Raw genomic sequence first — 23,725 nt, 5'->3', positions numbered from 1 at the left:
CCCTGTGGGAGCGAGCCTGCTCGCGAAAGCGTCGGTACATTCGACATCTTCACCAACTGACCCACCGCTTTCGCGAGCAGGCTCGCTCCCACAGGGTTGTGTGTTTTTCCCCAAGGAGGGGCTTTCTTCGGGGCGCAAAAAGCCCCTATGGCGAGCAAGCTCGCCACACAGTCATTCAGTTCAAAGGTGGATCGGGTCAGTTCGCGGGAGGCTTTTTCGCAACTCGCGGCTTTTTCTCGGCAGCCTTTTCGCCCGGCGGGACTACTTTAGGCGTGGCCGCAGGCTTGGCTTTTGCCGCCGGTTTGGCTTTGGCAGCGGCCGGGGTTTTACCGTCCAGCCCTTTGGCATCGGTACTCTTTGCTGTCGAAGTCTTGCCGGCGGTTTTACTGCCAGTCGCCTTCGCTGGCTTCTTCGGCGCCAGGGCTTCGGCCTCGGCCAATTTGCGCGCCATCTCCCAATGGCGTTCTTCCTGGCCTTCAGGCTTACCTTCCGACTCCCAGATCTGATAGGCGAATTCGCGAATGCGTTTATCGTCGGTGCTCATCGCAATGCTCCTGAACTGAACTCATGCGTGTGTTAAGTGTTGGATAAAGAGATTGACCGGGACATCCCCCAGCGCGTCGCTGACATTCAGCTCCCTGTTTTGTGTGACTACACTGCAGGCAAAAAGTCCCTTCAGGTTTTTGTCTGAAACGGCAGACGGTAAAACCACCCGGGTATCGCCCCAGCGCAGCGCATCGACCCGAGGAAGGGCACTGTTTTCCAGCAACGTTGCGCAGCGCACCGGGACGATCACAATGGCCAGTTGATCCTCATGCTCGCGTGCGAATGCCAGCACGTTGTGCGCCTGGCTACCCAGCACTTGCAGCGGCTGGTAGCTGCCACGGCGGAACAGTTCGCTGTGCGCCGTGCGCAGGTTCAGCACTTCGCTGATCAGCGCCTGTTTGATACGTCCGTCACGCCATTGCTCGAGCAGCTCGGCGTCTGGCACGGATGCCTGCAACGCCTGCTCGCGGGCGGCGTAATCCACTGGCCGGCGGTTGTCCGGATCGACCAGGCTGAAATCCCAGTACTCGTTGCCTTGGTAAAGATCAGGCACGCCCGGCACGGTCATGCGCAGCAAGGTTTGCGCCAGCCCGTTGAGCGCGCCGGCAGCAGCGATGCTGTTGACGGTCTTGCTCAGCGCCGCCCGCAGCAATTCACCTTCCTCGCCAGTGAGCAGTTTTTCGGTGAACGCCTGCGCGGCGTTTTCGTAAGCTTCGTTCGGTGCGCTCCAGCTGCTTTGCAGCTTGGCTTCACGCAGCGCCTTTTGCTGCCATTGCCAGATGCGTTTGGCGTAGTCGGCGAACCCGGCCTGATCGTCATCGCGCAGATCCAGCGGCCAACTGCCAAGCAAGGCTTGATACAGGATCAGTTCGTCGCCGGCCGAAGGTGCTTCATCTTCAATGCGCACCGGACGGGCGAGGGCGCGCCACAGTTCGACCTGTTCGGCGTACCAGTGGCTGCGTTCACTGAGCACCGCAAGGCGTGCACGGGTGTCTTCGCCGCGTTTGTGGTCGTGGGTCGCGGTAGCCAGCAGGTTGTCGGGAAACTGCGCCATGCGTTGCTGAGTGACTTCGTGGAACTCGCTGATCGGGGCGCTGAATTGCTCGGTGTTGTAGCCGACATCATTACGCGACAGCAGCACGGCCGAGCGATACAGCGCCGTGTCTTCTACCGCTTTAGCCGCCGCCGGCGAGGTCAGCTGCTGGAAACGCACGCACGCATGCTTGAGGATCTTGCGCGAGCGCCCCCGGGGTTTGAGGCGCCATGGCGTGCCGCCGAGCCAGCCGGCGACCGAATCGAGCACTGGCCAATCGGCCTCGCTGAGGGTTTGCCGCGCACCGTCCATGGCGTGCTGAAAAATCGCTTCATCCTGCTCGGAGCGGCCCATGGCAGTGATGTAAGTGCGGTAAACCGGGAAGTGCACGATCAGCGCGTGCAGGACCCTGCGAATCGCGCCCAAGGTCAGATCGCGGGTCATCAAGTCATCGCGCGCTACCTGCAGCAGCGCCTGCGCGACACTTTCAAAATCGCTGGCCAACGAGCCATTGAGGATCTGCTGACGGGCCAGCTGCGCTTCTTCGATGAACGCAGCCGGACGTTCAGTGCGGCGCTGCCAGAGTTCACCGAGCACGTGTTCGCCGTCCGGGTCGTGCTGCAGCAACGACAACTGGTTCATGAACTCGTAACCGGTGGTGCCGTCCACGCTCCAGTCGCGGCGCAGGGTTTCGCCTTCGCCGAGGATCTTCTCGACATAGATCGGCAAGTGCCGGCCTGGTGCCAACCGGTCGAGACGACGGCGCAATTTGCGGCAGTACGCGCGCGGATCGGCAAGGCCGTCGATGTGGTCGATGCGCAAGCCGTCGACCAGACCTTCTTCGACCAACTCAAAGATCTTGCCGTGGGTGGCTTCGAAGACTGCCGGTCGTTCGACGCGCAGACCGCCCAGCTCATTGATGTCGAAGAAGCGCCGCCAGTTGATGTCATCCGCCGCTGTGCGCCAGCTGGCGAGGCGATAGCTTTGCCGCTCCAGCAATTCGTGGAGTTTGTGGAAGCCTTGTTCGCTAGTGGAATCGTATTGGGTGAGATTGCTTTCGATGGTCTCGAGAACGCGCGGATCGCTCGCCAGTTGCTGCAGCTCTTGCTTGAGCGGGATAGCCAGCGAGTGCGCATCGGTCTGGTAACTGAGCGTGCTGAACCGATCAGCGAGGGGCTTGAGCGCATCATCCGATTTAAGCAGCTCGCCGTAATTGCTCGGGCAGATCGGGAAATGATGATCGTAGTGCTCGACGTAGAACCGGCCCTTTTGCGCGTCGAATCTGAGCTTGAGCGTGCCTTCCTGCAACGCCGCGCCATAATCGCTGCCGAGAAACGGCAACAGCAACTGGCCCTCCATCAGCGGATCCGGCGAATGCCACTGGATGTCGAAAAACTCGCCGTACGGGCTCAGGCGCCCCCATTCCAGCAGGTCGAGCCACCAAGGGTTATCACTGCCGCCGACGGCCATGTGGTTGGAAACAATGTCGAGGATCAACCCCATGTCGTGTTCGCGCAGGGTGTTGACCAGCCGACGCAGCGCGGGCTCGCCGCCCAACTCAGGGTTGACCTGAGTCGGATCGACCACATCGTAGCCGTGCATGGAACCGGCGCGCGCCGCGAGCAGTGGCGAGGCGTAGATATGGCTGATGCCGAGGCGGGCGAAATACGGTACCAGTGGCACCGCTTGGTCGAGGGTAAAACCTTTATGAAATTGCAGGCGCAACGTGGCGCGCAATGGCTGGATAAGCTGTTGATTCATTGGTCACGCTCAGTGGCTTGCAGTCGCGCGCAGGCCAGCAGTTCCAGGCGGCGGGCGGCATCGGGGCCGTCCAGCAACGCTTCGCTGGGACCTGGCAAACGTCGCGACCAGTTCGGGTGGGAATCGGTGGTGCCGGGCAGATTCGCCTGTTCATCGATGCCGAGGGCGTCTTCCAGTGGCAGCAGCACCAGCGGCGCGCGGGTGTGGCCGAGGAAACGCAGGCTGGCATCCACCACTTGATCGGCTTCGTGGGATTCCTCGCGGAAATTCTGCGGATCCTGGCGCAAGGCGTCGCGCAGGCCTTCGCGTTCGCGCTCGCGATGCCGACGCCAATCGATTTCGCCGTTGGCATCGACCAGACCCAGGCGTGCGTTCCAGTCGATGTCACGACCGTGCCACCAGCCGTTCAATGTCGGCAGATCATGGGTGCTGGTGGTGGCCAGTGCGTCGTCCGGCCAGTCGAGAATCGGTTTGAAGCGGGTGTTGTCCTGTTCGAACAACAGCACGCGCATGCCCAGAATCGAGCGCGCGGCAAGTTTTTCCCGCAGACCTTCGGGCACCGTGCCGAGATCTTCGCCCAGCACGATCGCTTGATGCCGATGCGACTCCAGGGTCAGCAGGCGCAACAGGTCATCGAACGGGTAATAGAGATAAGCGCCGTCGGCAGGCTCAGCACCGTTGGGAATCACCCACAAACGTTGCAGACCCATGACATGGTCGATGCGCAGACCACCGGCGTGGGCGAAGTTGGCGCGCAGCATGTCGATGAATGCGCGGAAACCGTTGCGGATCAGGCCCTCCGGCGAGAACGCGGAAATGCCCCAGCCCTGGCCGCTGCGGTTGAGAATGTCCGGCGGTGCGCCAACGGTCAGCGAAGCGAGCAATTCATCCTGAAAACTCCAGGCCTGACTGCCGGCACCATCCGCGCCGACAGCAAGGTCAGCGATCAGGCCGATGCCCATGCCGGCGCTGCGGGCGGCGGTCTGCGCACGTTCCAGACAACGATGAATCAGCCATTGGCAAAACGCGAAGTAGCCGATGCGATCTGCGTATTCCTCGGCAAATGCGCCCAACGCTGCGCCGCGTGGATCGCGCCAGTGCTCTGGCCATTCGCGCCAGTCGAGGCTTTCGCCACGGGCGGCGCGCATTTGCTGGATGGCTTCGAAGCGGCAGTGATTCTCCAGTGCTTCGCCGCCGGCATGGCGGAAACTGGCGAAGTCCGCATGCAGCGGGTGCTCGCCTGCGATAAAACCTTCGTACAACGCTTGCAGCAGTTTCTGCTTGGCGTCGGCAGCAGCGGGCCAGTCGATCAGCTTGAGATTTTCCAACTGCTCGAACTGCCCAGCCAAACCGCTGGCATCGATTGCGTCACGCAAGGCGCGTTCGCCGAGAATGCTCCCCGGCGCCGCATAGAGCGAGTTCAGAAACAAGCGACTGGATGGTGAATACGGGCTGTAGCGAGTGGTGTCGGCGCTGAACATGGCATGCATCGGGCTGATCGCCAGCGCATCGGCGCCACGTTCGCCAGCCACACGCACCAGTTCTTCCAGCGCTTGGGTGTCACCGAAACCACCATCGCCCGGGCGACGCAGCGCATACAACTGCGCGCTCAGGCCCCAGGCGCGGGGAATCGGGCTGTCCACTGCGTCGCCGACGCTGAAGCAGCGCTCGGGCGCCACGGCCAGGGTGAAATACTGATCGCCGATGTGGACTTGTTGGTAACCGACCGGAATCAGACCCGGCAACATCGCTTCGTTGTCGAGTTTGAGATCTATCCGCGAACCGTCTTCGAGGTGGATCTCGCAGGGGGTCTCCGGAGAAAAGTAGCGGCTCAGGTCGAGGGCGACGCCCACGTCGCAGGTCAGCAGCGGCGGCAGATGGCGGTCTTGCTGGACTTCTTGCAGTTCCAACAGGCTGGCATCGATTTCTTGCGCGGTGCTGGCGGGGTGGCCGAGTCCGATCAGGACATTGCGCAACACAGCAGGAGCGACTTTTTGCTGACGCCCGTTGGCGTCGATCCAGTCGACGGCGAGGCCGGCTCGGCTGGCGAGTATTTCCAGTTGCGCATCGCTCATAGGCGCTCTCCATCCAGGGGGGGCAAAAGGGGTGCGGCCGTGAGGCTGACGAGCGCTGTGTACGCCGGCAGTTGATTCGGGTCCGACAACTCGACTGCGGCTGGCTGTTGAAACAGCCACTCGGTATCGGTCTGTGCAGGGTTGACCACTGGCGTGTCACTGAGGTTCAGGTCAATTCGCAGCTCACTGCCGTTGCCTAAACGCCAGCGCGCGCTGACCGCGCCATAGCCGAGCATTTGCGCGCCCAGGGCCTGGGTGCCGGAGAGATTGGGAATGATGTACTGGTGGCGCAATTTCAGCAGTTGGCGGTACAGCTCCTGGATTTGCTGCTGCAACGGCGTGCCGCTGCCCACCAGGCGCGGCTGCGAGGCGCGGAAGGTGTCTTCGGCATTCGGATCAGGGATTTGCTCGCGTTTGTGCGGATCGGTAAATGCACTGAATGCGGCAAATTCATTGCGTCGACCTTCGCGCACCAGTTTTGCCAGTTCCCCGTGGTGACTGGTGAAGAACAGAAACGGTTGTTCGGCGGCAAATTCGTCGCCCATGAAGATCAGGGGAATCATCGGCGACAGCAGTAACAGCACGGTTGCCGCTTGCACTGCGCGCGGGTCGGCCAGTTGATGCAGGCGCTCGCCAAAAGCGCGATTGCCGATCTGGTCATGGTTTTGCAGAAAAAGCACAAATGCGGTGGAGGGCAGATGCTCACTCGGCTCGCCGCGCGGTTCGCCGTGGCGGGTGATGTGCCCCTGGAACACGAAGCCCTGGCTCAGGCAACGAACCAGTTGCTCGGTCGGCTGCGTGGCGTAGTCAGCGTAATAAGCGTCGGTTTCGCCGGTCAGCAGCACATGCAGGGCGTTATGACCATCGTCGTTCCATTGCGCGTCGTAATCGGTTTCCAGCAGGCTCGACTGATTCAGTTCGTTCTCAACAGTCAGCCAGACGTGGCGGGTCGGGTCATTTTGCTGGCGGATCCGGCGCGCGAGATCGCTGAGAAAATCGGGGTCTTCAATCGCATGCACAGCGTCGAGGCGCAGACCGTCGAAGCGATATTCCAACAGCCACATCAACGCGTTTTCAATGAAGAACTCGCGCACTTCCGGACGGCGAAAGTCGATCGCCGCACCCCATGGCGTGTGCTTGTCTTCGCGGAAAAAGCCTTTGGCGTAGCGGTGCAGGTAATTGCCATCCGGACCGAAGTGGTTGTAGACCACATCGAGAATCACTGCCAGACCATGGCCGTGGGCGGTGTCGATCAGGTGTTTGAGTTGCTCGGGTGTGCCATATGAAGCTTGCGGCGCGTAAGGCAGAACCCCGTCGTAACCCCAGTTGCGATCACCGGGGAATTGCGCCAGCGGCATCAATTCGATGGCGGTGATACCGAGCGCAACCAGTCGCGCCAAGTGCTGTTCGACCTCGGCAAAGCCACCGAGCGCCCCGACGTGCAGCTCGTAAATCACCGCTTCGCTCCACGGCCGACCGTTCCACGCCGTGTGTCGCCATTGGTAGGCGTGGGGGTCGACCACCACGCTGTGGCGGTCGAGGTCACCATCCTGCGCCCTGGAGGCCGGGTCCGGCACCTCCAGTTCGCCATCGATGCAGTAGCGGTAGCGGCTGCCCGCGGGGCAGCGGGACTTGATTACAAACCAACCCTCGCCCTGGGGCAGCATTGGCAACGATTGTCCATCTTCCAGTTCCACACTGACGTAGAACGCGTCAGGCGCCCACAGCGCAAATTGCGTGTGCTCGGCATCCAGCATGATCGCGCCGTGGGGCCAGGTTTCTTGGGTCCTTGACGGCATTTTTTGCAAACTCCTGGTTATTTATGGCTGGCTTTACCGAGTGCTTTGGCCACCAGTTTTTCGTAGAGGTCAGCGTAAGGTTCAACGGCTTTGCTCCAGTTGAACGGTGCGGCCATGGCTCGGCAACGCATGGCGTTGAGCAGTTCCGGAAAGGCGAAGACCTTGAACGCGCGGCTCAGGGCTTCTTTGTAGCTGTCAACGGTGGATTCATCGAAGAGGAAACCGGTGACGCCGTTTTCAATGGTGTCGGCCAAGCCGCCCGTGTTGCGAGCAACCGGCAGCGAGCCGAAGCGCTGGGCGTACATCTGGCTCAGGCCGCATGGCTCATAACGCGATGGCATCAGCAGGAAATCGCTGCCGGCGAACATGCGTCGGGCATCGGTTTCGTTGAAGCCGATACGTACGCCAATCTGCCCGGGGAAACGCAGGGCCAGTTCGCGCATGGCTTGCTCTTCTTCCGGCTCGCCGCGACCGATGATTGCGATCTGCCCGCCGTTCTGCACGATGAATTCGGAAACCGCCTCGGTGAGGTCCAGGCCTTTCTGATACACCAGTCGCGAAACCACGGCGAACAACGGGCCGGTCGACTCATTCAGGCCGAACAGCTCACGAACATGGGCGGCATTGACTGCTTTGCCTTCCCAGTCGCCGATGGCGAACGGGGCAAACAGGTGTGGATCAGTCGCCGAGTCCCAGCTTTCGTCGATACCGTTAGGAATACCGCTGAGCAAACCTTGCTGGGTCTTGGCGGCGAGGAAGCCGTCGAGGCCGCAGCCGAAATCCGGGGTGGTGATTTCCTGCGCATAGGTGGCGCTGACGGTAGTGATATGGCTCGAATAGGCCATGCCGGCCTTGAGGAACGACATCTTGCCGTAGAACTCCATGCCTTCCTGCTGCAGAGCGTGGGCGGGAATCCCAAGCTCCGGGCAGGAACCGAGGCTGGTCACGCCCTGGTAGGCAAGGTTGTGAATGGTGAACAGGGTCGGCGTGCGCTGCCCGCGCCAGTGCATGTAAGCGGGGGCGAGGCCGGCCGGCCAGTCGTGGGCGTGCACCAGATCCGGGCGCCAGTGAATTTGCGCGAGGTTGGCGGCAATATCGGCGGCGGCAAGGCCGAGGCGGGCGAAGCGGATATGGTTGTCCGGCCAGTCGCGACCGTTGTTGGCGCCGTATGGCCCACCTTCACGCTCGTACAGTTCAGGGCAGATCAACACGTAGATCACCAGGCCATCGGGCATGTCCATGCGCCCGATCTTGCATGGAGGCAGCGCCGCATGACCGCCCAGCTCACCGATGATGTGTATCGGGTTTTCGCTGTGCATCACTTGCGGGTAACCGGGGATCAACACGCGCACATCATGCAGATGGGCCATGGCCCGGGGCAGGGCAGCGGAAACGTCGCCCAGGCCACCGGTCTTGACCAGATCGGCAATTTCCGAGGTCACGAACAACACTTTTTTCTTGTTGGGATTCTGGCTTGCTACCGGAGCAAGCGTCTTGGTGCCGGGTACGTTGATCTGTCGGCTGCCGGGAACACTGATGGTGCTCGATTCTCCAAGCGATTGGTGAGCACGCTCTCCCTGAATATCCAATGCCGCACTGATCATATGTATCTCCCGTGTGTGATCTGATTCTTGTCTCGAACAAGCGATTTCATGGCCAAGTCCTGTGGCCGGGCGCTGACGCGCCACGCATCGGTGAGCAAACGCTGACCCAACACGCGCAAGCAGAATGGGTGGTGAGGCCGTTGCAAGGATTACACCAGTCGCTTTCGCCCAGTTGTTCTGATGACCTGTGGCGTGAAGCAAAAGTTTCGACTTTTTTTCTGCGGTATGACCGAGTGGTTTTGCCACCAGAAAATCAGTCTAGGCCAGATCCTAGAGCGGGTCGGGGCGAAGGGGTAAATTGTTCGACAATCGGTTGTGTCGGGATGTGAGCGAGGGTTTGTGCGGGGGTATGCTCCGACGAAGGGCATGTTTTTCGTCTGGAGTGGGCTAAAACGGTGACTGATAGGTCATAATTTTGTGCTAGGGGACAGGAAGGGTGCACCAGTTTGGTGCGGGCGCATCTTAGGGGGGCCGGTGATCGCCCCTTCGCGAGCAGGCTCGCTCCCACATGAGAACGCGTACACCCCTGTGGGAGCGAGCCTGCTCGCGAAGAGGCCGATTGAAGCAACACAACTTTAAAGCGAAAGACTCAATTCAACAGCCGCAGCGGCTCTCCGGCCGCCCAACCCTGAATGTCCTCGATCATCTGCCGGAAAAACTGCTCATAGTTCTGCCGGCTGACATACCCCACGTGCGGCGTGGCCAGGACGTTGTCCAGCGTGCGAAACGGGTGCAGCACCGGCAAAGGCTCCCGCTCGAACACATCCAGTGCCGCACCGGCGATGCGCCGCTTCTGCAATGCTTTGATCAGCGCCGCTTCATCGACGATAGGCCCGCGAGCGGTGTTGACCACCAGCGCGCTGGGTTTCATCCAGGCCAACGCTTGCGCATCGACCAGCCCGCGACTGCGCTCGCTGAGCACCAGATGCACCGACAGCACGTCGGCCTGTTCGAACAATTGCTGCTTGCTGACGTAGGTCACGCCGACCTGTTCAGCGCGTTCGACGGTAAGGTTTTCGCTCCAGGCAATCACGCGCATGCCGAACACCTGACCGAACTGCGCGACCCGCTGGCCGATGCTGCCCAGGCCGAGAATAGCGAGGGTCTTGCCGTATAGATCGCCGCCAAGCCCTTGTTGCCACTGACCAGCGCGCAGGGCGTTGGCTTCTTTCACCAGATCACGCGTAGCGGCCATGATCAGCGCCCAGGTCAGCTCCGGCGCGGCGTGCTTGTAGCTGTCGGTGCCGCACACCTGAATGCCCAACGCCGCTGCGGCCGGCATGTCCAGGGCCGCATTGCGCATGCCACCAGTGACCAGCAACTTAAGATTGGGCAACCGCCGCAGCAGATCGGCGTCGAAACGCGTGCGCTCGCGCATCACGCAAATCACCTGATACTTGCCCAGGCGCTCGGCCAGCACGGTGTTGTCCGCCGGATAGTCATGCTCGAACGTTACTTCACCGATGCCATCGAGCGCGGACCAGTCGACCACGTCCCGCGCCACGTCCTGCCAGTCATCGATCACTGCAATCTGCACCGTCATTGCCGTACCTCGTCAAGGAGCGGAAGGGGTTTTATCCAGCCAGCCGAGCAGCGCCTGATGAAATTTTTCCGGCTCTTCCATTTGCGGCGCGTGGCCCAGGCCCGGGAACTCCACCAGCGTCGACTGCGGAATCAGTTTGGCGACCTGTTTACCCAGCACCTCGTAGTGGCCGATTTTCGCTTTCACCTCCGGTGGCGCCAGGTCCTTGCCGATCGCCGTGGTATCGGACGTGCCGATCAACAGCAGGGTCGGCATCTGCAGATCCTTGAACTCGTAGTACACCGGCTGGGTAAAGATCATGTCGTAGATCAGCGCCGAGTTCCACGCGACCTGGGTCTTGCCCGGGCCTTTGCTCAGGCCGGCGAGCATGTCGACCCAGCGATCGAATTCCGGCTTCCAGCGGCCGTCGTAATAGGTGCTGCGTTCATAGTCGCGAATGCCCTGGGCCGTAACCTTCAGCTCACGCTGATACCACTGATCGACAGTGCGGTACGGTACGCCGAGGGCTTTCCAGTCCTCCAGACCGATCGGGTTGACCATTGCCAGTTGATCGACCTGCTCGGGAAACTGAAGCGCATAACGGGTGGCGAGCATGCCACCGGTGGAGTGACCGAGCAGGGTGGCTTTCTGAATGCCCAGCGCTTTGAGCAATTGCTGGGTGTTGGTGGCCAATTGCTGGAAGCTGTACTGATAGTGTTCAGGTTTGCTGGAGGTGCAGAAACCGACCTGATCCGGGGCGATCACGCGGTAACCGGCGTCACTCAAGGCCTTGATCGAAGTGTCCCAGGTTGCCGCGCAAAAGTTCTTGCCGTGCATCAGCACCACGGTGCGGCCGTTGGCCTTGCCATTCGCCGCAACGTCCATGTAGCCCATTTGCAGCTTCTGGCCTTGGGATTCAAAGGCAAAGTGTTTAAGCGTGTAGGGATACTGGAAGCCTTGTAGTTGCGGGCCATAGGCAGGCCCTTCGGCGGGTGCGGTTGCAGTGGCTGCCTGCGCCAGCATGGGCAGGGCAGCGCTGAGGACGAGGCCGGGCAGCCAGCGGGAAAGCGTGACGGACATAAGCACAAACTCCTTGAAAATTGGCCGACTCTGTAAGGCGGGGATTACGCCGACGTTAAACAAAGGCAATCCCACGGGCGGTTCGTTCAACCAAGCCAGCCGAGGGTGAGCATCGCCAGTACGCCATAACGCGCGCCTTTGGCCAACGTGACAATCAACAGGAAACGCCCCAGCGGTTCGCGCATCACGCCAGCAACCAAGGTCAGAGGGTCGCCGATCACCGGCAGCCAGCTCAGCAACAAGGACCAGTGTCCGTAACGTTCGTAGTGCTTGCGCGCCTTGGCCATGTGCCGGGAGCTGACCGGGAACCAGCGCCGCTGCTGAAACCGCTCGATGCCACGGCCCAGCCACCAGTTGACCAGCGAACCGAGCACGTTGCCCAGCGTCGCCACCGCGAGCAGACCCCATAGCCAATTGCGCTCGCTGAGGATCAGGCCGACCAGCACCGCCTCGGACTGCAGGGGCAACAGGGTCGCCGCGCCGAAGGCTGCAAAGAACAGCCCGACGTAAGCGGTTCCCATCAATGGGCCGGATAATCCGCCACAACGACGTCAGCGCCGTCCTTCTTCAAGCCGATCACTTGATACGCGTCGCTCATGCCGTCCATTTCCATGCCCGGCGAGCCCATTGGCATGCCCGGTGCCGCGACGCCCAGCAGATCGTCGCGCTTGCTCAACACGAGTACCTGATCGGCCGGCACATGGCCTTCGACGAATTTGCCGTTGATGATCGCTGTGTGGCATGACGCCAGACGCGGTGGCACGCCATGTTTCTGTTTGAAACTGCGCATGTCGCTTTCGACGTGATCTTCGACTTTGAAGCCGTTGGCTTCGAGATGGCTGATCCATTTTTTGCAGCATCCGCAATTGGCATCGCGGTGTACTTCGATCGGAATCAGTTGGGCGGCTTGCGCCAGGGAGGAGATGAACAGAGTGCTCAAGGCGAGCAGACGCAGTTGGGTTCGCATGGGAATGGGCTCTCGACTCGACGGGTCAGAAAGAACGCATTTTGACCGGTTTTTCCGCCCCGGCATCAACTGAGTGTTTCCAGTTGCTACAAGAGCGGCGAACCATTGTGGGAGCGAGCCTGCTCGCGAATGCGCTAGATCAGGCGCAAATCCGGTGTCTGAAGAATCGCTTTCGCGAGCAGGCTCGCTCCCACAGGGGGGCGGGCGATGCCCGACATCCCCATGAGCGCGCATGACTCAGCTGACCTTGAACCGCCCCATGATCGCACTCACGCGGCTGTTGGCTTCGAGCAACTGGCGGGTGTTGAGTTCGCTGGCCTGGCCGCTCTGTACCAGCTCATCGACCATCTGGCGAATCTGCACCATGCTGCGGTTGATCTCCTCGGTCACTGCGCTTTGCTGCTCGGCGGCGGTGGCAATCTGCGTGCTGAGGCTGTTGATGTGGCTGACCGAGCCGGCCATTTCATCCAGACCCGAGTTGACCCGCGCGGTGGCGTCGGCGGCGGACTGGCAACTGGCCTGGGTGTTTTCCATGGCACTGACCGACGAACTCACGCCTTGGGTCAGGCGAGTCAACATCTCGTTGATTTCCGAAGTGCTGGCCTGAGTGCGGGCGGCGAGGGCGCGGACTTCATCCGCCACCACTGCAAAGCCGCGGCCCTGTTCACCGGCGCGCGCCGCCTCGATTGCCGCGTTGAGGGCGAGCAGGTTGGTCTGCCCGGCAATCGCGCCGATCACCCCGAGAATTTCGGTGATGCGTTGAGCGTCCTGCTGCATGTTTTCAACTTTGTGTGTAGCGCTGGCCACTTCGTCGATCAGCGCCACCACGCTGTTGGTTGCTTCACCAACCACTACCCGCGAGCGATCGGCGTTTTCGTTGGCGCGCTGGGTGAATGCAGCAGTTTCAGCGGCGTTCTGCGCGACGCTTTCGGCGGTCGAGCTCATTTCGGTAATGGCGGTCACGGTTTGGTCGGTTTCCGACGCGTGACGCAGCAGAATCTGGCTGGTGTGTGCCGAGGTGCGTTGCAGGTTATCCAGACTGGACGCCATGGCCCCCGTGGCCTGGGTAACTTCACCGATCATGTTCTGCAGATAGGCAATGAAGGTGTTGACCGAGTGGCCGATGGCGCCCAGTTCGTCTTCGGCACGGATGGTGATGCGTCGCGTCAGGTCGGCGTCGCCGCTGGACAGCGAGTCGATGTTGGCCTTCAGCGCCTTCATGCGCTGTACCAGTTTGCGAATGGCATAGACCTGCAACAGCACCAGCAGGATCACCAGCGGAACCTGGATCAGGCTCAGGCTGCTGAGCACATCGTCACGCTGGGCGGTGAGCATTCTGGTCGGCAGTGCGGTGGCAAGGAACCACGGCGTACCTTCGATCGGGCGCATGAAGAAGGTGCTGGGTTCGCCGTTGTTATCGAACTCGACACGCTGCGCCTGATCGCGGTTCTGCAGGCCGGCCTTGATCTGATTGACGAAGGTCGAGCTGGCCGCCAGTTCACTGATGTTCTTCAGCACGATGGGGCCGCTGATGCGCGAGCTGTTGCTGATGATCTTGCCGTCAGCCTCGATGATGAGCATTTCGGCGTGCAGGTCTTTTTCCTTGCGCGCTACCAGATCATTGAAGAACCCCAGGGTCACGTCGATGGTCGAGACACCCCAGGCACTGCCGTTCTTGTAGATCGCCATGGCGCAGTTGGTGCGCGGTTCGGCGCTGGCGTCGTCCTTGTAGGCAGCGGCCCAGGCACATTGGCCGCGCGGGGTGGCCATGCCGCCCTTGTGCCAGCTCTGGTCGTAGTAGTTCGGTGCGGCATCGCTGTTCCAGAAGGTATTGACCTTGAGCTGGCCTGACGTGTCACGGTGCCAGAAGGTGCTGAATTTGTTGCGTCCGGCTTCACGCTGACCCGGCAATGGCCAGATGCCGCCGCCGAAGACTTTCAGTTCGCCGTACTGATCCACCAGCCCTGGCAGCACCGCGTCGATGGCAGCGCTGTCGAGCAACGGGATGGTCTGAGTAATGCTGCGCTGCTGGGCCTGCACCTTGTTCAGTTCGCCCTGAATCTGCACGGCGACCTCGGCGATCCGATTGAGCACGACCTTTTCTTCGGTGTCACGCAGGGTTGGCGCCACCAATTGGCTGATGCCGACCACGGTCAACACGGACAACAGCAGGATGAACAGAACCAGAAACAGCGTGTAGCGAGCCTGAATAGTGCGCAGTGCGGGCATGGAACTGATCCTTGAGCGGCGTTTTCTTGTTGGAGGGCAGGAATAAAACAGGGCGGGTATCACAGCGTATCGTCGTTCCGGGCGGAAGCTTTAGGTACGCCGGTGCCGAAACCCATGCATGACGATGACCGGTTGGTATCGGCACCGTTACATTTGTGCGGGTTCACTCTCGCGAACGTCTTTCATCACATTGTCATGACAGCTCTGGCGCAACGTTTGCGGACCTTCGCCTTTGTGTCGCGAATGTACGAGATTTGTAAAAAACCGCATAAAGGGGTTGGAGCGAGCAGGGGACGAGGCCGATACTTGCACCCATTCAAATTGCTGAACAAGGACAATTCATGCCCACCGCACAAGGAATCTTCGCATGACTATCGGCTATACCGGCGCCTGGGAAAGCAAGGCTGGCGTCCTCGTCCGTGATACCGGCGCGAAGAAACAGGTATCGCAAAGCGTGAAGGTGCAGCAAATGCTGACGCTGGTCGGCAATGATCCGAACGCGTTGAATGTCGCTGAAATGGATAAACAGGGGTTGCGCAAGCAAATCAAGGGCTTCGACCCGGCCAACGTCTCCGTAAAGCAATTGGGCAACCTCAGCGAGTTCTTGCGCGGGCGCGGACTGATTTCCGAAATCACCTCGTTTACCCTGCTCAATGCCGGCGATAAATTCGACCGCTTCGGCGTGAAGAAAGACCCGGAAGCCAAATTCAACGCACTGGAATACTTTGCCACGCAGCTCGATGCCCTTCAGACCAACAGCCTGAATGGCAACACCTACGGCAAGAGCCTGATCCCCGAGTTCAAGAAAGCCATCTACGTCTTGCAGAATCTCAAGACCTACGGCGAAGGCAACGCCGCCGTGCCATCGGACAAGGGCATCAAGGCCAAGGCTTGAACCCGCTCGCCGTTGAGCGGGCTCATGGCTGGCGGCAGTGGTCGATCACACCGGCGAAAAATCCCGACTCGCAACCTGCCGTTGAACTTGATCATGCAAACTCTGCATATGCGTGCAATGCAAAGTCAACTTGCGCGCGCTGTAGCCGCGATGAAAGAGCGCCAGCCAGCCACCTCGGTTGTTTTGCGCAGGCGCAAGGCCAGTGAAGGCAAAACCAATGGCGTTAAGGCTGTGTAGATCCGCGGCAAAGTGGCAAGACAGCTGCAGACGAATCGAAATCAGCCAGTGCCGGGGCAGCGTTCTCAACTGGTTGAGCAGTTCCGGGTCGAGTTTTTCCAGCATCACGTCATGACGATGACCATGTTGTTCAACCTGAACCGCCGCGCCGCGCCAGTGAGATTCGTTGGCCCCGCTGCCAAACACTTTTGTCAGACGCTCCATCAAAGGACGGCAACTGGCTGGCCACGGTTGCTCGGGCAATGGCCGTTGATAGCCATCGATGGCGCGAACGCCCAACACGATCGACTCCGGTTTTTTGCAGCCGAACGGTGAGCGGACATAGTCCGGCAGCAGTCCGGTGTTGTGGAAACCCAGGTTGATCGCCATGCGCTGGGTGTAAGGGTGCTGGGTGACCTGTTTGATCGAAACGCTGCGACAGCCCAACGCCTGCGCGTGAGTCAGCAGTTGCTCGCCCAGGCGCGTGGCAATGTTTTGCCCGCGGGTATCCGGATGCACGGCGCTCAGGGCCAGTTCGGCATCGTGCGATTTATCTGTTTGCCGGTACAGGGTAGCGTGGCCACGAATCCGCTCACCCTCGACCGCAACCAGTGAATGCCAGCGTTTGTCGACGTGGTTCTGACTGATCACGCAGGGCAGATAGACGTCGGTTTGCACGTAATGATCGCCATAAACCTCGCGAAAGAGTGCGCTGACTGCAATGGCGTCGCTGTCACGGTAGTTGCGCAGAATCAACGATTCCATCAGGCACCTCCCTGTCCAGTTGGTCATAGCGGCGCAGATCAACCACCCGCAGACGTTTGCCTGCGCGAGGGTGACGCGCAAGATCCTCGAATCCGCAGTACTGGATGCGTAGTTCCAGCAACTGAGCAGCCTGCAGTTGCAGTATTTGCGGGTACAGCTCGATCAACCGGGCTTCCAGTTTCTGCCGGGCGTGAGCCGGTTGTCCGTCTACCACGCATTTCATCGTCAATACATCCGTGCAATTGATCTGCTCGATCAATAATTGCCAATCGTCGCTGCCAGTGATGCGTCGTACGTTGGCGCCGATCTCGTCCGGCATCAGCGACAGAATCCCGACCCGCACACGCTGGCTGCTACCGCAGCGCCCCTTCAAGGCGAATTTGCGCTGCGCCGTTCCCACCGGCTCTCGCCAGCAGGCCAGGTCACCGACGGGATAGCGGATCAACGGCATCACGCGGCGCTGGAGATTGGTCAGTACCAACAGCCCGGATTGATCGCAGGCGTCAATCGTTTCTCCGCTGTGCTCGTCGATAATCTCCAACAGAACGTGACCGTCAGGCGTGCGATGCTCTCCTTCGCCGCAGTCACGGTGACTGGCACCGATGAATCCACCGTCGACGCTGGCGTAGCCGATGGAGGCAATGCGCGCGTTGGGCAGCACGTCTTCGAGGAGTTGACGTTGAGAGGCGAACAGGCTTTCGCCGCCGTACAACACCGTATCGACAGCGGCCAATGTACGGTTGCGTTGCTTCAGCCAACTGGCGAAGGTCAATAATTGCGCCGGCACGCCAGCCAGCACATTGATGTGATCCAGGGTGAGGGCATCGGCCAGGCGAGGCGAATCGACATCACCGGTAAACGGAAACTCGGTGACGGCCGGTTCGACATGGGCCAGTGAGTCGTGAATGAACAGGAAACTGGCATAGAGATCGCCCGCGAAGAACAGATTGGCGACCCGATCGCCCGGACGCAATTGCTCGCTCATGCTGCGACCGAAGTCCTCGACGGTGCGCTGCCATTCCGCTCGGCTATACACAGAGTGCCTCCCGCCCCCGGTTGATCCGCCGGTCTTGAAGACCAAGGCAGACTCCAGTGGGCCAGTCAGTACCGGCCAGTGGTCAAGGTTCTCGCTGCCAGTCCAAAAGCTGGCAGGATCAAGCAACGGCAGTTGGTGCAGTTGGTCTATCGCCTCGGGAACATCGGCGAGATGGTGCTTGTAGTACGGCGAATGCTGACGAGCGAAGCTCATCAACTGGTTAATCGGCTCGGTTTTTTTCACGATGTATTCTTCTTGATACGAATGATCCAGCTCACGCTCGAACGTCAGCGGCGTGAGTCGATGACCAGCGGCGTCTTGCCGCTGTGTTTGTTTTGAATGAAGAGCGCGGGCGAACATTGCTCGATCTGCAGGACCAGCAATCCGGTATCGATAACGGTCATCAGGGTCGAATAATCCGCGAGCCGTACTTCAACTGCGCCGACTGCAAGTTCGCTGTGCAGCTGCATGCGCTCTACGCCTTGTTCGGTGTGATCCAGGCGCAATTGAAACGGTACTTGCAGCCGCGCCGCCAATTCGCTCAATGAAATGAAGTCGGTGCCGATGCGCAGCAACTTGCCGTGGCGTTGCAACAGTTCGAAGCGCGGTGAAATCAGCCCACAAGTGCAGGGGCCCGGCAGCCAGCGTCCGGTGTCGCCAATCTCATAACGTTGCACCTGCTGACCACCGTCGCGGGCGATCGAGGTCACCAGTAGCCGACCGATTTGATCGTCGACAACCGCCACGTCCTCATCGAACGCGACAATTTCCAGCTGCTGGATATCGCTCATCAAATGGAAAACCCCATTCGCCGAGGCCTGGCAAGCGTGGCCAAGCGGGCCGGCATCGACACTGCCGTAAATCGCCGAGCGGATAGTCGACACGCCACAACTGCGCAACAGATCACGGTTCTGCTCGCTCAGGTGCTCGCCACCGAGGAAAACCTTTTCAACGCCACCATAAGCGCGCAAGCGCTCTTGTTCGTTGAGGAACAGGCGATGCAGAGTGCCGGGCATGCCCACCAGAACGTTGACCCGCTGACCGACGATCAGTTGGGCGATTTCGCGGTAATCGTCATCGGCCGGTGCGGCCATGGGCAGATGCGTCACTCCCAGCAGTTCGAGCGCCTTGGTGAAACTGAGAAAGCCGCCGTACAGCCCGCCGCAGAAGAACAGGTTCATGACCCGATCCCGCGCCGGATCAAGGCCGGCGGCGAACAGCCCGTCAGCCGTCGCACGCATCTGGCGCTCAAAGTCGCGATAGCTGTAACCGGCCAGAGCAGGCGTGCCGCTGCTGCCTCCGGAGCGGAAATACAATTGCGCCCGGTCGTTGATGGGGTGGGCGACGAAAGCCTCTTTGTCGCTGATCGGGCCGCACGGCTTCACCGCTGTTGGCGCTAAATCCAGGCTGGCCTGATGCGCCAATTGCGTGGGCCCAAGACTCACCGAAACCCGACGGCTCAGGCGTTGCAGCGCGTAGACACCGTCATGGGGCTCACCGTCGTAACCGTCGTGAATGCGGCTGACAGGCGCGATACGGGTAACACCGGCTCTGATCAGCGTGTCGGTCAGCTCGACGATCCGCGGTTGCGCGCAAACCAGCGCACAACTTTGCAATACGTTGCGCCACGGCAACAGGGTGGCGGTCAGCAGCGACTGCGGCACGGGATGCAGCATAACGCTGCGAAACAGCGGCGAGGGCGCGAGTTGCCGGTCATGCGTCCAGATCACTCGCCAGCCTGCGCCGTCCCAGACCTGCCCGGTGTGGGCGGCAAAACTCTGGCCGAGGCGGGCCATCTGCATGTGCGTGGTGATCTGGGCCGCTTCCTGCAACGTCGGCATCAAGGCTGGCCAATGCGCGGCACGGCGCGCCAGGGCTTGCGCCAAATGCTCACCCACGGTGCGCAAGACCTGCGGATCATCGCTGTCCACCAGCAGCCATTGCGGGCTCGAACAAGCTTGTTGATCCAGTCGGCAGACTTCATCGGCGACCCCATCGAGCGCCTCGGGTGTGGCGGCTTCGGGCGTGAGATAGACAAAACTGATGCGATGCCCCCAATCGATCCAGCGACAACCCGGTGCGAGCTGTTGCCGAATCGCTTGCAGGGCCGCGTCGCCACCCCAGGCTGCGACACCATTGGCCTGTTTGCACAATTGCCCGATCTGCTCGGTACCCGCTGGTATGACCGCCACGTAACCGGCCATTTGGCCGCTTTCATCGCACGCTACCAACGCGCACAGCAGTCGTGCGGTCAGCCCTTGATCGCTGCGGCTGGGGCGCAGCCAGTTAATGTTGCCGGCGAGCAGACTTTCGACCACCGCACAGAAGGCCAGCAGCGGCGCATTGGCGGGGGTGATGTGCACCACCAGCCCGAGCGGGCGCCAGGCTTCGAATCGCGCGTGGCGATAATCGAAACGGCGGAGCGAATCAGCGTCGCTGCCCAGTTCGCGCTGGCGTTTGTAAACCAGGGCGTCGGGCTGGCAGAAATCGATCAGCGCCTGTCGTTGTTCAGTGTCGAGGGGTAGATCCGTTTGCGCATCAAGCAGATGCTCGGCAAAGCGTGCAACTGCGCTGATAACCGTGCCGCTGTCAAGCGTCGTCGCCAGGTGTTGCGGCAGTTGCGTTTGCAGACGTTGCAGTGCTTCATCGAGGCCACAGGTTTCGTGCAGTTGTCCGTTGATCAAGTACATATCAGTGACTTCCCAGTAATTCGGCGGCGGCCATGGCGCAGCTTCTGCCCACCGTAGTCCCGGCGCGGCCGTGCAGTTCAAACCAGTCGCTGCTCAACCCGCAGTCGCAACTGGCGCCGGGGTGCAGAGTGGCCAGATCGCTCATCACCACGGCGTGGGCGGGGCTGGAAGAGATGTAAGGCGAGACGAACCCGAGCAGGCCTTGCCGACCATAGGGCAGCAGGGAAAAATCCGCCGCATCACGGATCAATACCCGCGAATACACCGGGACATGAAAACGATGACAGGCGCATTCGATGTAAGGCACGGCGTGCTCGACAGCGCCGTATCCGTCGCGGCAGCGCGCGGGTTCGATCCCCAGTTGCCGGTGGATGTGGGCATAGAGCTGCGGTTTGGGGATTTCGTGCGCGGCCCGCGTTTTCCAGCCTCCGCCAAAAAATGCCAGCGAACCGGCCGGCAATTGCAGATCCGGCACGCCGGTGTCCTGCATGCGTTGCAGGGTCTGCCAAAGAAACGCCGGGAAGCCGAAGATCCGCACCGGCAACCCTTCTGCGGCGAACGACTGCAACGCGGCGATCACGCCGAACACATCGAACTGATGGCCGCTCCCGGTGTTGCGCAAGGCGTAAACCACGCGATTGACGGGGGCGAACTGACAGAGAAACTGGTCGGTGAACGACGTACCAAGGGTAATGCGACCCTCGGGTTCGTAGCTGAGCAGCAGGTAGTTGCAGGGCGTGTCTGGGGTGTCCCAGCCGTAATGGCGGAAAATCTGCGCGACCATGAATTGTGCGCGCGCCAGGCTGCGTCCGTCGTAGCGCATCCGGCTTTTCTGCCCGCTGGTGCCCGACGACGTCAGTTCGAGGGCGTTCGTGCCGGTGCTGCTGAGCAGCAGATGTTGCTTGAAGAAACTGGCGAATATTGGCGGCAGGCGCGACCAGTCGTCCAGGCCATCGAGATCCTGCGGCGCAAGACCATGGGCACTGAGCCAATGGGCGTAACCCGGGGTGTGTTCGCAGTGAAAGCGGCTTGTTTCGGCCATCGCCTGATCGAACAGACCGGCCGCGGGACAATAGGGTTGCGTCAACGCGCAGAGCGCGTCGGCAAAGGGTAAGTGAGTCATCAATGATCCTTATTGAGTCGAGGCCAAATCAGGCGAGGTGGTTTGCAGGAGTCGGTACATCAACGGCAGGCACGTCAGCCCGCCGAACCCGGCCCAAAGAGCAAAGAATTCAAGACGGATGCCGCCCCCGATGGCCGCAACCAGCGCCCCGCCCGAGCCCATTACGGCAATCGAGATCATGCCGGTCAGCGCCGACACCAGGCCTTTACTGTCGTCATTGGAAAACAGCGCCAGGCGATACACCGCCGCGTTGCTCATGCCCAGCCCGACGGCGTACAGCGCCAGACTGGCCACCACAGGTCCAAGACCCGCCCCGAGCAATGCGCACGCCACCAGAAGCACAAGACCCAGACAGAACGGCCAGAGCGCCAGTTGAATCACTTGCGCCAGCGAATGGCTCTGCAACAAGCGATCGAGCATCAGATTGCCGGCGATAACCGCCGAAAAAACCGGTATCTGCCACAGCCCATACTGCAATGGCGTCATTTCCAGAACCCGCACCAGCAGCAATGGTGCAAGGCCGATCCAGGCAATCAACGGCAGGCTCATCAGGCCCAGAGCCAGACTGGCGCAGAGAAAACGCAGGTTGGTAAGCAGCGCGCCGTAGCGCTGGGCAGTGCGACGCCAGGCGAAGGGCACTCTGGCAATTGGCTGCCCATCACGACGCTCCACGTTCACCGTTTCCGGCATCCATAGAAACAGGCCGAGCCAGACCAGTGCTGCGACGCAGCCGAGCAGCAGGAAGATTTGCCGCCAACTCAGCCATTCCAATAGCAGGATGCCTAGCAGCGGCCCAAGCAATGGCGACAACAAGGCAACATTGCCGAGCAGGGCCATGAGCCTTACGGCGTCGGCTTCGCAGAACACTTCCTGAAGAACCGGGTAACTGACCGCGACGACGAACCCCAGACCCATGCCTTGCAGCAGACGTAACAGGTTGAAGGCTTCAATACTTTGAGTCAGGAAAGCCGCCGCACACGACACACCGAAGAGTGCGCTGCCGATCAATAACAGCGGTCGGCGCCCGAACTGATCGGATAAAGGTCCCAGTAGCCATTGCAGGCAGACGCCGCCCAACAGGTAAAGGTTGAATGCGTTGGGAACATGCCGTGGATCCGCCTGAAGTTCAGCCGTAACGTCCAGCATCGCCGGCATGATCACATCGCTGGCCATATACGTGAGCAGTTCGAATGCGGTCAGCGCCAGACAGAAACCTGTCACTTGGCGAGGGCCGATGTTTATTAGTGTTCTCTGCATGAACATCCCTGTTTATCAGTTGAAGGAAGTTCGCAGAGCCTAGGCGCAGACGTTCGGCACACCTAGTCGTTTGCTGCGTCAGCAGATTTCAAAAACTTGCGACATGTTTAAAAGTCTGGCGCAACACACAATGCGTTTACCAGGCTTCCAGAGCAGCACAAACGAAAATGCCCGCGACAGCACGGGCATTGTTTTTCGGTAGATCGGGTGGGCAGGCCGTGTCTTGTGGATCAGCCATCATGCTGCCAAAACGCTTGTACGGCGGTAACATGAGACCCCGTTTGCAGCGGCGCATCCCGGCAATCCGGTCAGCGCACGACAAGCAAGCGGATACATTCCACCGTTTCAGGAAGCCGTAATGACCCAGAAGCAACGCTTGATTTATTCGATTCTGATCGCTCTGTCCGTACTGGCGATCATGCTTGGCCTGTCCTGGCTGCAAAACGCCGGCATGATCACTGAGAAAACCTTTCAGTACATTGCCATTGGCGTGGCAGTCGTCGTGGTGGTGATCAATGGCGTGATGCGTCGCAAGGTCAAACCCTGACGGCGACAGCCGTGGTCTTCATTCGTTGCTGAGGACCGCTGCCGCCTGTGGGTGCAGGCTGTAACTCTTGTCGGCGTTGAAGGTGATCACGCCTTCGGCGCACAAGCGTTTAAGCACTTCCCGGACACTGAGAAAGGACAGTGGCACATCCAGCTCGAGCAACTGGCTATGTACGCCGCGCACGCCCAGACGCCGATTACTGTGTGCCGCTACCAGCAGGGCATCGATCACCTTCAGGCGGATCAGGCTGGTGCGCAGCCCGAAGCTCTTCAATAAAACCCGGATACGCTCATTCCCCGGGCGCTCGCCGCGCTGGGTGAAGTCGCCTGTGTGCGAGTTCATGGACGCGCCCTGTGGCGTCTGGCTACCGTCCGTGGGCAGTTGCGGGTTGTACATGCGATTACTCCTTTTCAGAGCCAGATCGGGAAAGGTTTGGTTGCGCTCTCAAAACAAGACGTTTCAACACGACAAATCATGAAAGAAAAGATGTAGAAATTTCGTCGCTGATTTGTCCCTACCGTGTAATGACGACTTTGGCGCGCTACGTGGCGCGCTAAATTTTTTTCTCCGGCTTCGTTTC

At 60.5% G+C, this 23,725-nt stretch carries 17 protein-coding genes and 2 pseudogenes; 2 read left to right on the top strand and 17 right to left on the bottom strand.

Annotated elements, in window-relative coordinates:
• Nucleotides 1-196: 196 nt before the first annotated feature.
• The 11 genes and pseudogenes from VNV36_RS22715 to VNV36_RS25860 form a co-directional block, all read right to left on the bottom strand.
• Nucleotides 197-544, bottom strand: a complete 348-nt coding sequence (locus tag VNV36_RS22715; RefSeq protein ID WP_325720772.1) for a DUF2934 domain-containing protein — start codon at nt 542-544, stop codon at nt 197-199.
• A gap of 21 nt (nt 545-565) precedes the next feature.
• Nucleotides 566-3,340, bottom strand: coding sequence for a malto-oligosyltrehalose synthase (locus VNV36_RS22710; RefSeq protein ID WP_325720770.1), 2,775 nt, complete (start codon nt 3,338-3,340; stop codon nt 566-568).
• Nucleotides 3,337-5,415 (bottom strand): 4-alpha-glucanotransferase, encoded by a 2,079-nt coding sequence (gene malQ, locus VNV36_RS22705; protein WP_325720768.1) that lies wholly within the window; start codon nt 5,413-5,415, stop codon nt 3,337-3,339. Before malQ ends, VNV36_RS22710 begins: the two co-directional genes overlap by 4 nt.
• The gene (gene treZ / locus VNV36_RS22700) at nt 5,412-7,214 is read right to left on the bottom strand and encodes a malto-oligosyltrehalose trehalohydrolase (protein WP_325720766.1); all 1,803 of its coding nucleotides are present in this window, start codon (nt 7,212-7,214) and stop codon (nt 5,412-5,414) included. Before treZ ends, malQ begins: the two co-directional genes overlap by 4 nt.
• A gap of 17 nt (nt 7,215-7,231) precedes the next feature.
• A complete protein-coding gene (glgA, locus tag VNV36_RS22695) occupies nt 7,232-8,818 on the bottom strand; it encodes a glycogen synthase GlgA (protein WP_325720764.1) in 1,587 nt (528 codons plus the stop codon).
• Between the two features lie 589 nt (nt 8,819-9,407).
• Nucleotides 9,408-10,361: a D-2-hydroxyacid dehydrogenase family protein gene (locus tag VNV36_RS22690; protein WP_325720762.1), complete on the bottom strand. Its 954-nt coding sequence runs from the start codon at nt 10,359-10,361 to the stop codon at nt 9,408-9,410.
• Between the two features lie 12 nt (nt 10,362-10,373).
• On the bottom strand, nt 10,374-11,420 hold the full coding sequence (locus VNV36_RS22685; RefSeq protein WP_325720760.1) for an alpha/beta fold hydrolase: 1,047 nt from the start codon (nt 11,418-11,420) through the stop codon (nt 10,374-10,376).
• An 86-nt stretch (nt 11,421-11,506) separates the two neighbouring features.
• The gene (locus tag VNV36_RS22680; protein ID WP_325720758.1) at nt 11,507-11,941 is read right to left on the bottom strand and encodes a YqaA family protein; all 435 of its coding nucleotides are present in this window, start codon (nt 11,939-11,941) and stop codon (nt 11,507-11,509) included.
• Nucleotides 11,941-12,387 carry a DUF411 domain-containing protein gene (locus VNV36_RS22675; protein ID WP_325720756.1) on the bottom strand — a complete coding sequence of 149 codons (447 nt, stop codon included), beginning with the start codon at nt 12,385-12,387 and terminating at the stop codon, nt 11,941-11,943. The genes VNV36_RS22680 and VNV36_RS22675 overlap by 1 nt, the downstream gene beginning before the upstream one ends.
• A gap of 237 nt (nt 12,388-12,624) precedes the next feature.
• Nucleotides 12,625-13,152, bottom strand: a pseudogene (locus tag VNV36_RS25865) (methyl-accepting chemotaxis protein); the annotation flags it as partial.
• 333 nt (nt 13,153-13,485) lie between these two features.
• Nucleotides 13,486-14,616: pseudogene (locus tag VNV36_RS25860) on the bottom strand (HAMP domain-containing protein); the annotation flags it as partial.
• A 367-nt stretch (nt 14,617-14,983) separates the two neighbouring features.
• On the opposite strand from VNV36_RS25860, the gene VNV36_RS22665 reads away from it, so the two are divergent.
• Entirely contained in the window at nt 14,984-15,511 is a 528-nt protein-coding gene (locus tag VNV36_RS22665; protein ID WP_325720752.1) for a hypothetical protein, read from the top strand.
• A gap of 45 nt (nt 15,512-15,556) precedes the next feature.
• On the opposite strand, the gene VNV36_RS22660 is transcribed toward VNV36_RS22665, so the two are convergent.
• Genes VNV36_RS22660 through VNV36_RS22640 form a run of 5 tightly spaced genes read right to left on the bottom strand, consistent with a single transcriptional unit; the run spans nt 15,557 to nt 22,598 of the window.
• Nucleotides 15,557-16,492 carry a GNAT family N-acetyltransferase gene (locus tag VNV36_RS22660; RefSeq protein ID WP_325720750.1) on the bottom strand — a complete coding sequence of 312 codons (936 nt, stop codon included), beginning with the start codon at nt 16,490-16,492 and terminating at the stop codon, nt 15,557-15,559.
• Entirely contained in the window at nt 16,461-17,771 is a 1,311-nt protein-coding gene (locus tag VNV36_RS22655; protein ID WP_325720748.1) for a phenylacetate--CoA ligase family protein, read from the bottom strand. Before VNV36_RS22655 ends, VNV36_RS22660 begins: the two co-directional genes overlap by 32 nt.
• A 44-nt stretch (nt 17,772-17,815) precedes the next feature.
• Nucleotides 17,816-20,218 carry an aldehyde dehydrogenase family protein gene (locus tag VNV36_RS22650; RefSeq protein ID WP_325720746.1) on the bottom strand — a complete coding sequence of 801 codons (2,403 nt, stop codon included), beginning with the start codon at nt 20,216-20,218 and terminating at the stop codon, nt 17,816-17,818.
• 1 nt (nt 20,219) lies between these two features.
• Nucleotides 20,220-21,341: a LuxE/PaaK family acyltransferase gene (locus tag VNV36_RS22645; RefSeq protein WP_325720744.1), complete on the bottom strand. Its 1,122-nt coding sequence runs from the start codon at nt 21,339-21,341 to the stop codon at nt 20,220-20,222.
• A 9-nt stretch (nt 21,342-21,350) separates the two neighbouring features.
• Nucleotides 21,351-22,598 carry an MFS transporter gene (locus VNV36_RS22640; protein ID WP_325720742.1) on the bottom strand — a complete coding sequence of 416 codons (1,248 nt, stop codon included), beginning with the start codon at nt 22,596-22,598 and terminating at the stop codon, nt 21,351-21,353.
• A gap of 358 nt (nt 22,599-22,956) precedes the next feature.
• On the opposite strand from VNV36_RS22640, the gene VNV36_RS22635 reads away from it, so the two are divergent.
• On the top strand, nt 22,957-23,145 hold the full coding sequence (locus VNV36_RS22635) for a hypothetical protein (protein ID WP_325720740.1): 189 nt from the start codon (nt 22,957-22,959) through the stop codon (nt 23,143-23,145).
• Nucleotides 23,146-23,163: 18 nt separating this feature from the next.
• Here the strand turns inward: VNV36_RS22635 and VNV36_RS22630 are convergent, their stop codons facing one another.
• Entirely contained in the window at nt 23,164-23,541 is a 378-nt protein-coding gene (locus tag VNV36_RS22630) for a fe2+ zn2+ uptake regulation protein (protein ID WP_325720738.1), read from the bottom strand.
• Nucleotides 23,542-23,725 lie beyond the last annotated feature (184 nt).

This window comes from Pseudomonas sp., from assembly GCF_035554175.1.
In the GTDB taxonomy this organism is placed as follows: domain Bacteria; phylum Pseudomonadota; class Gammaproteobacteria; order Pseudomonadales; family Pseudomonadaceae; genus Aquipseudomonas.
The sequence above is the reverse complement of the archived record's forward strand: the minus strand, read 5'-3'. Positions and strand labels throughout refer to the sequence as shown.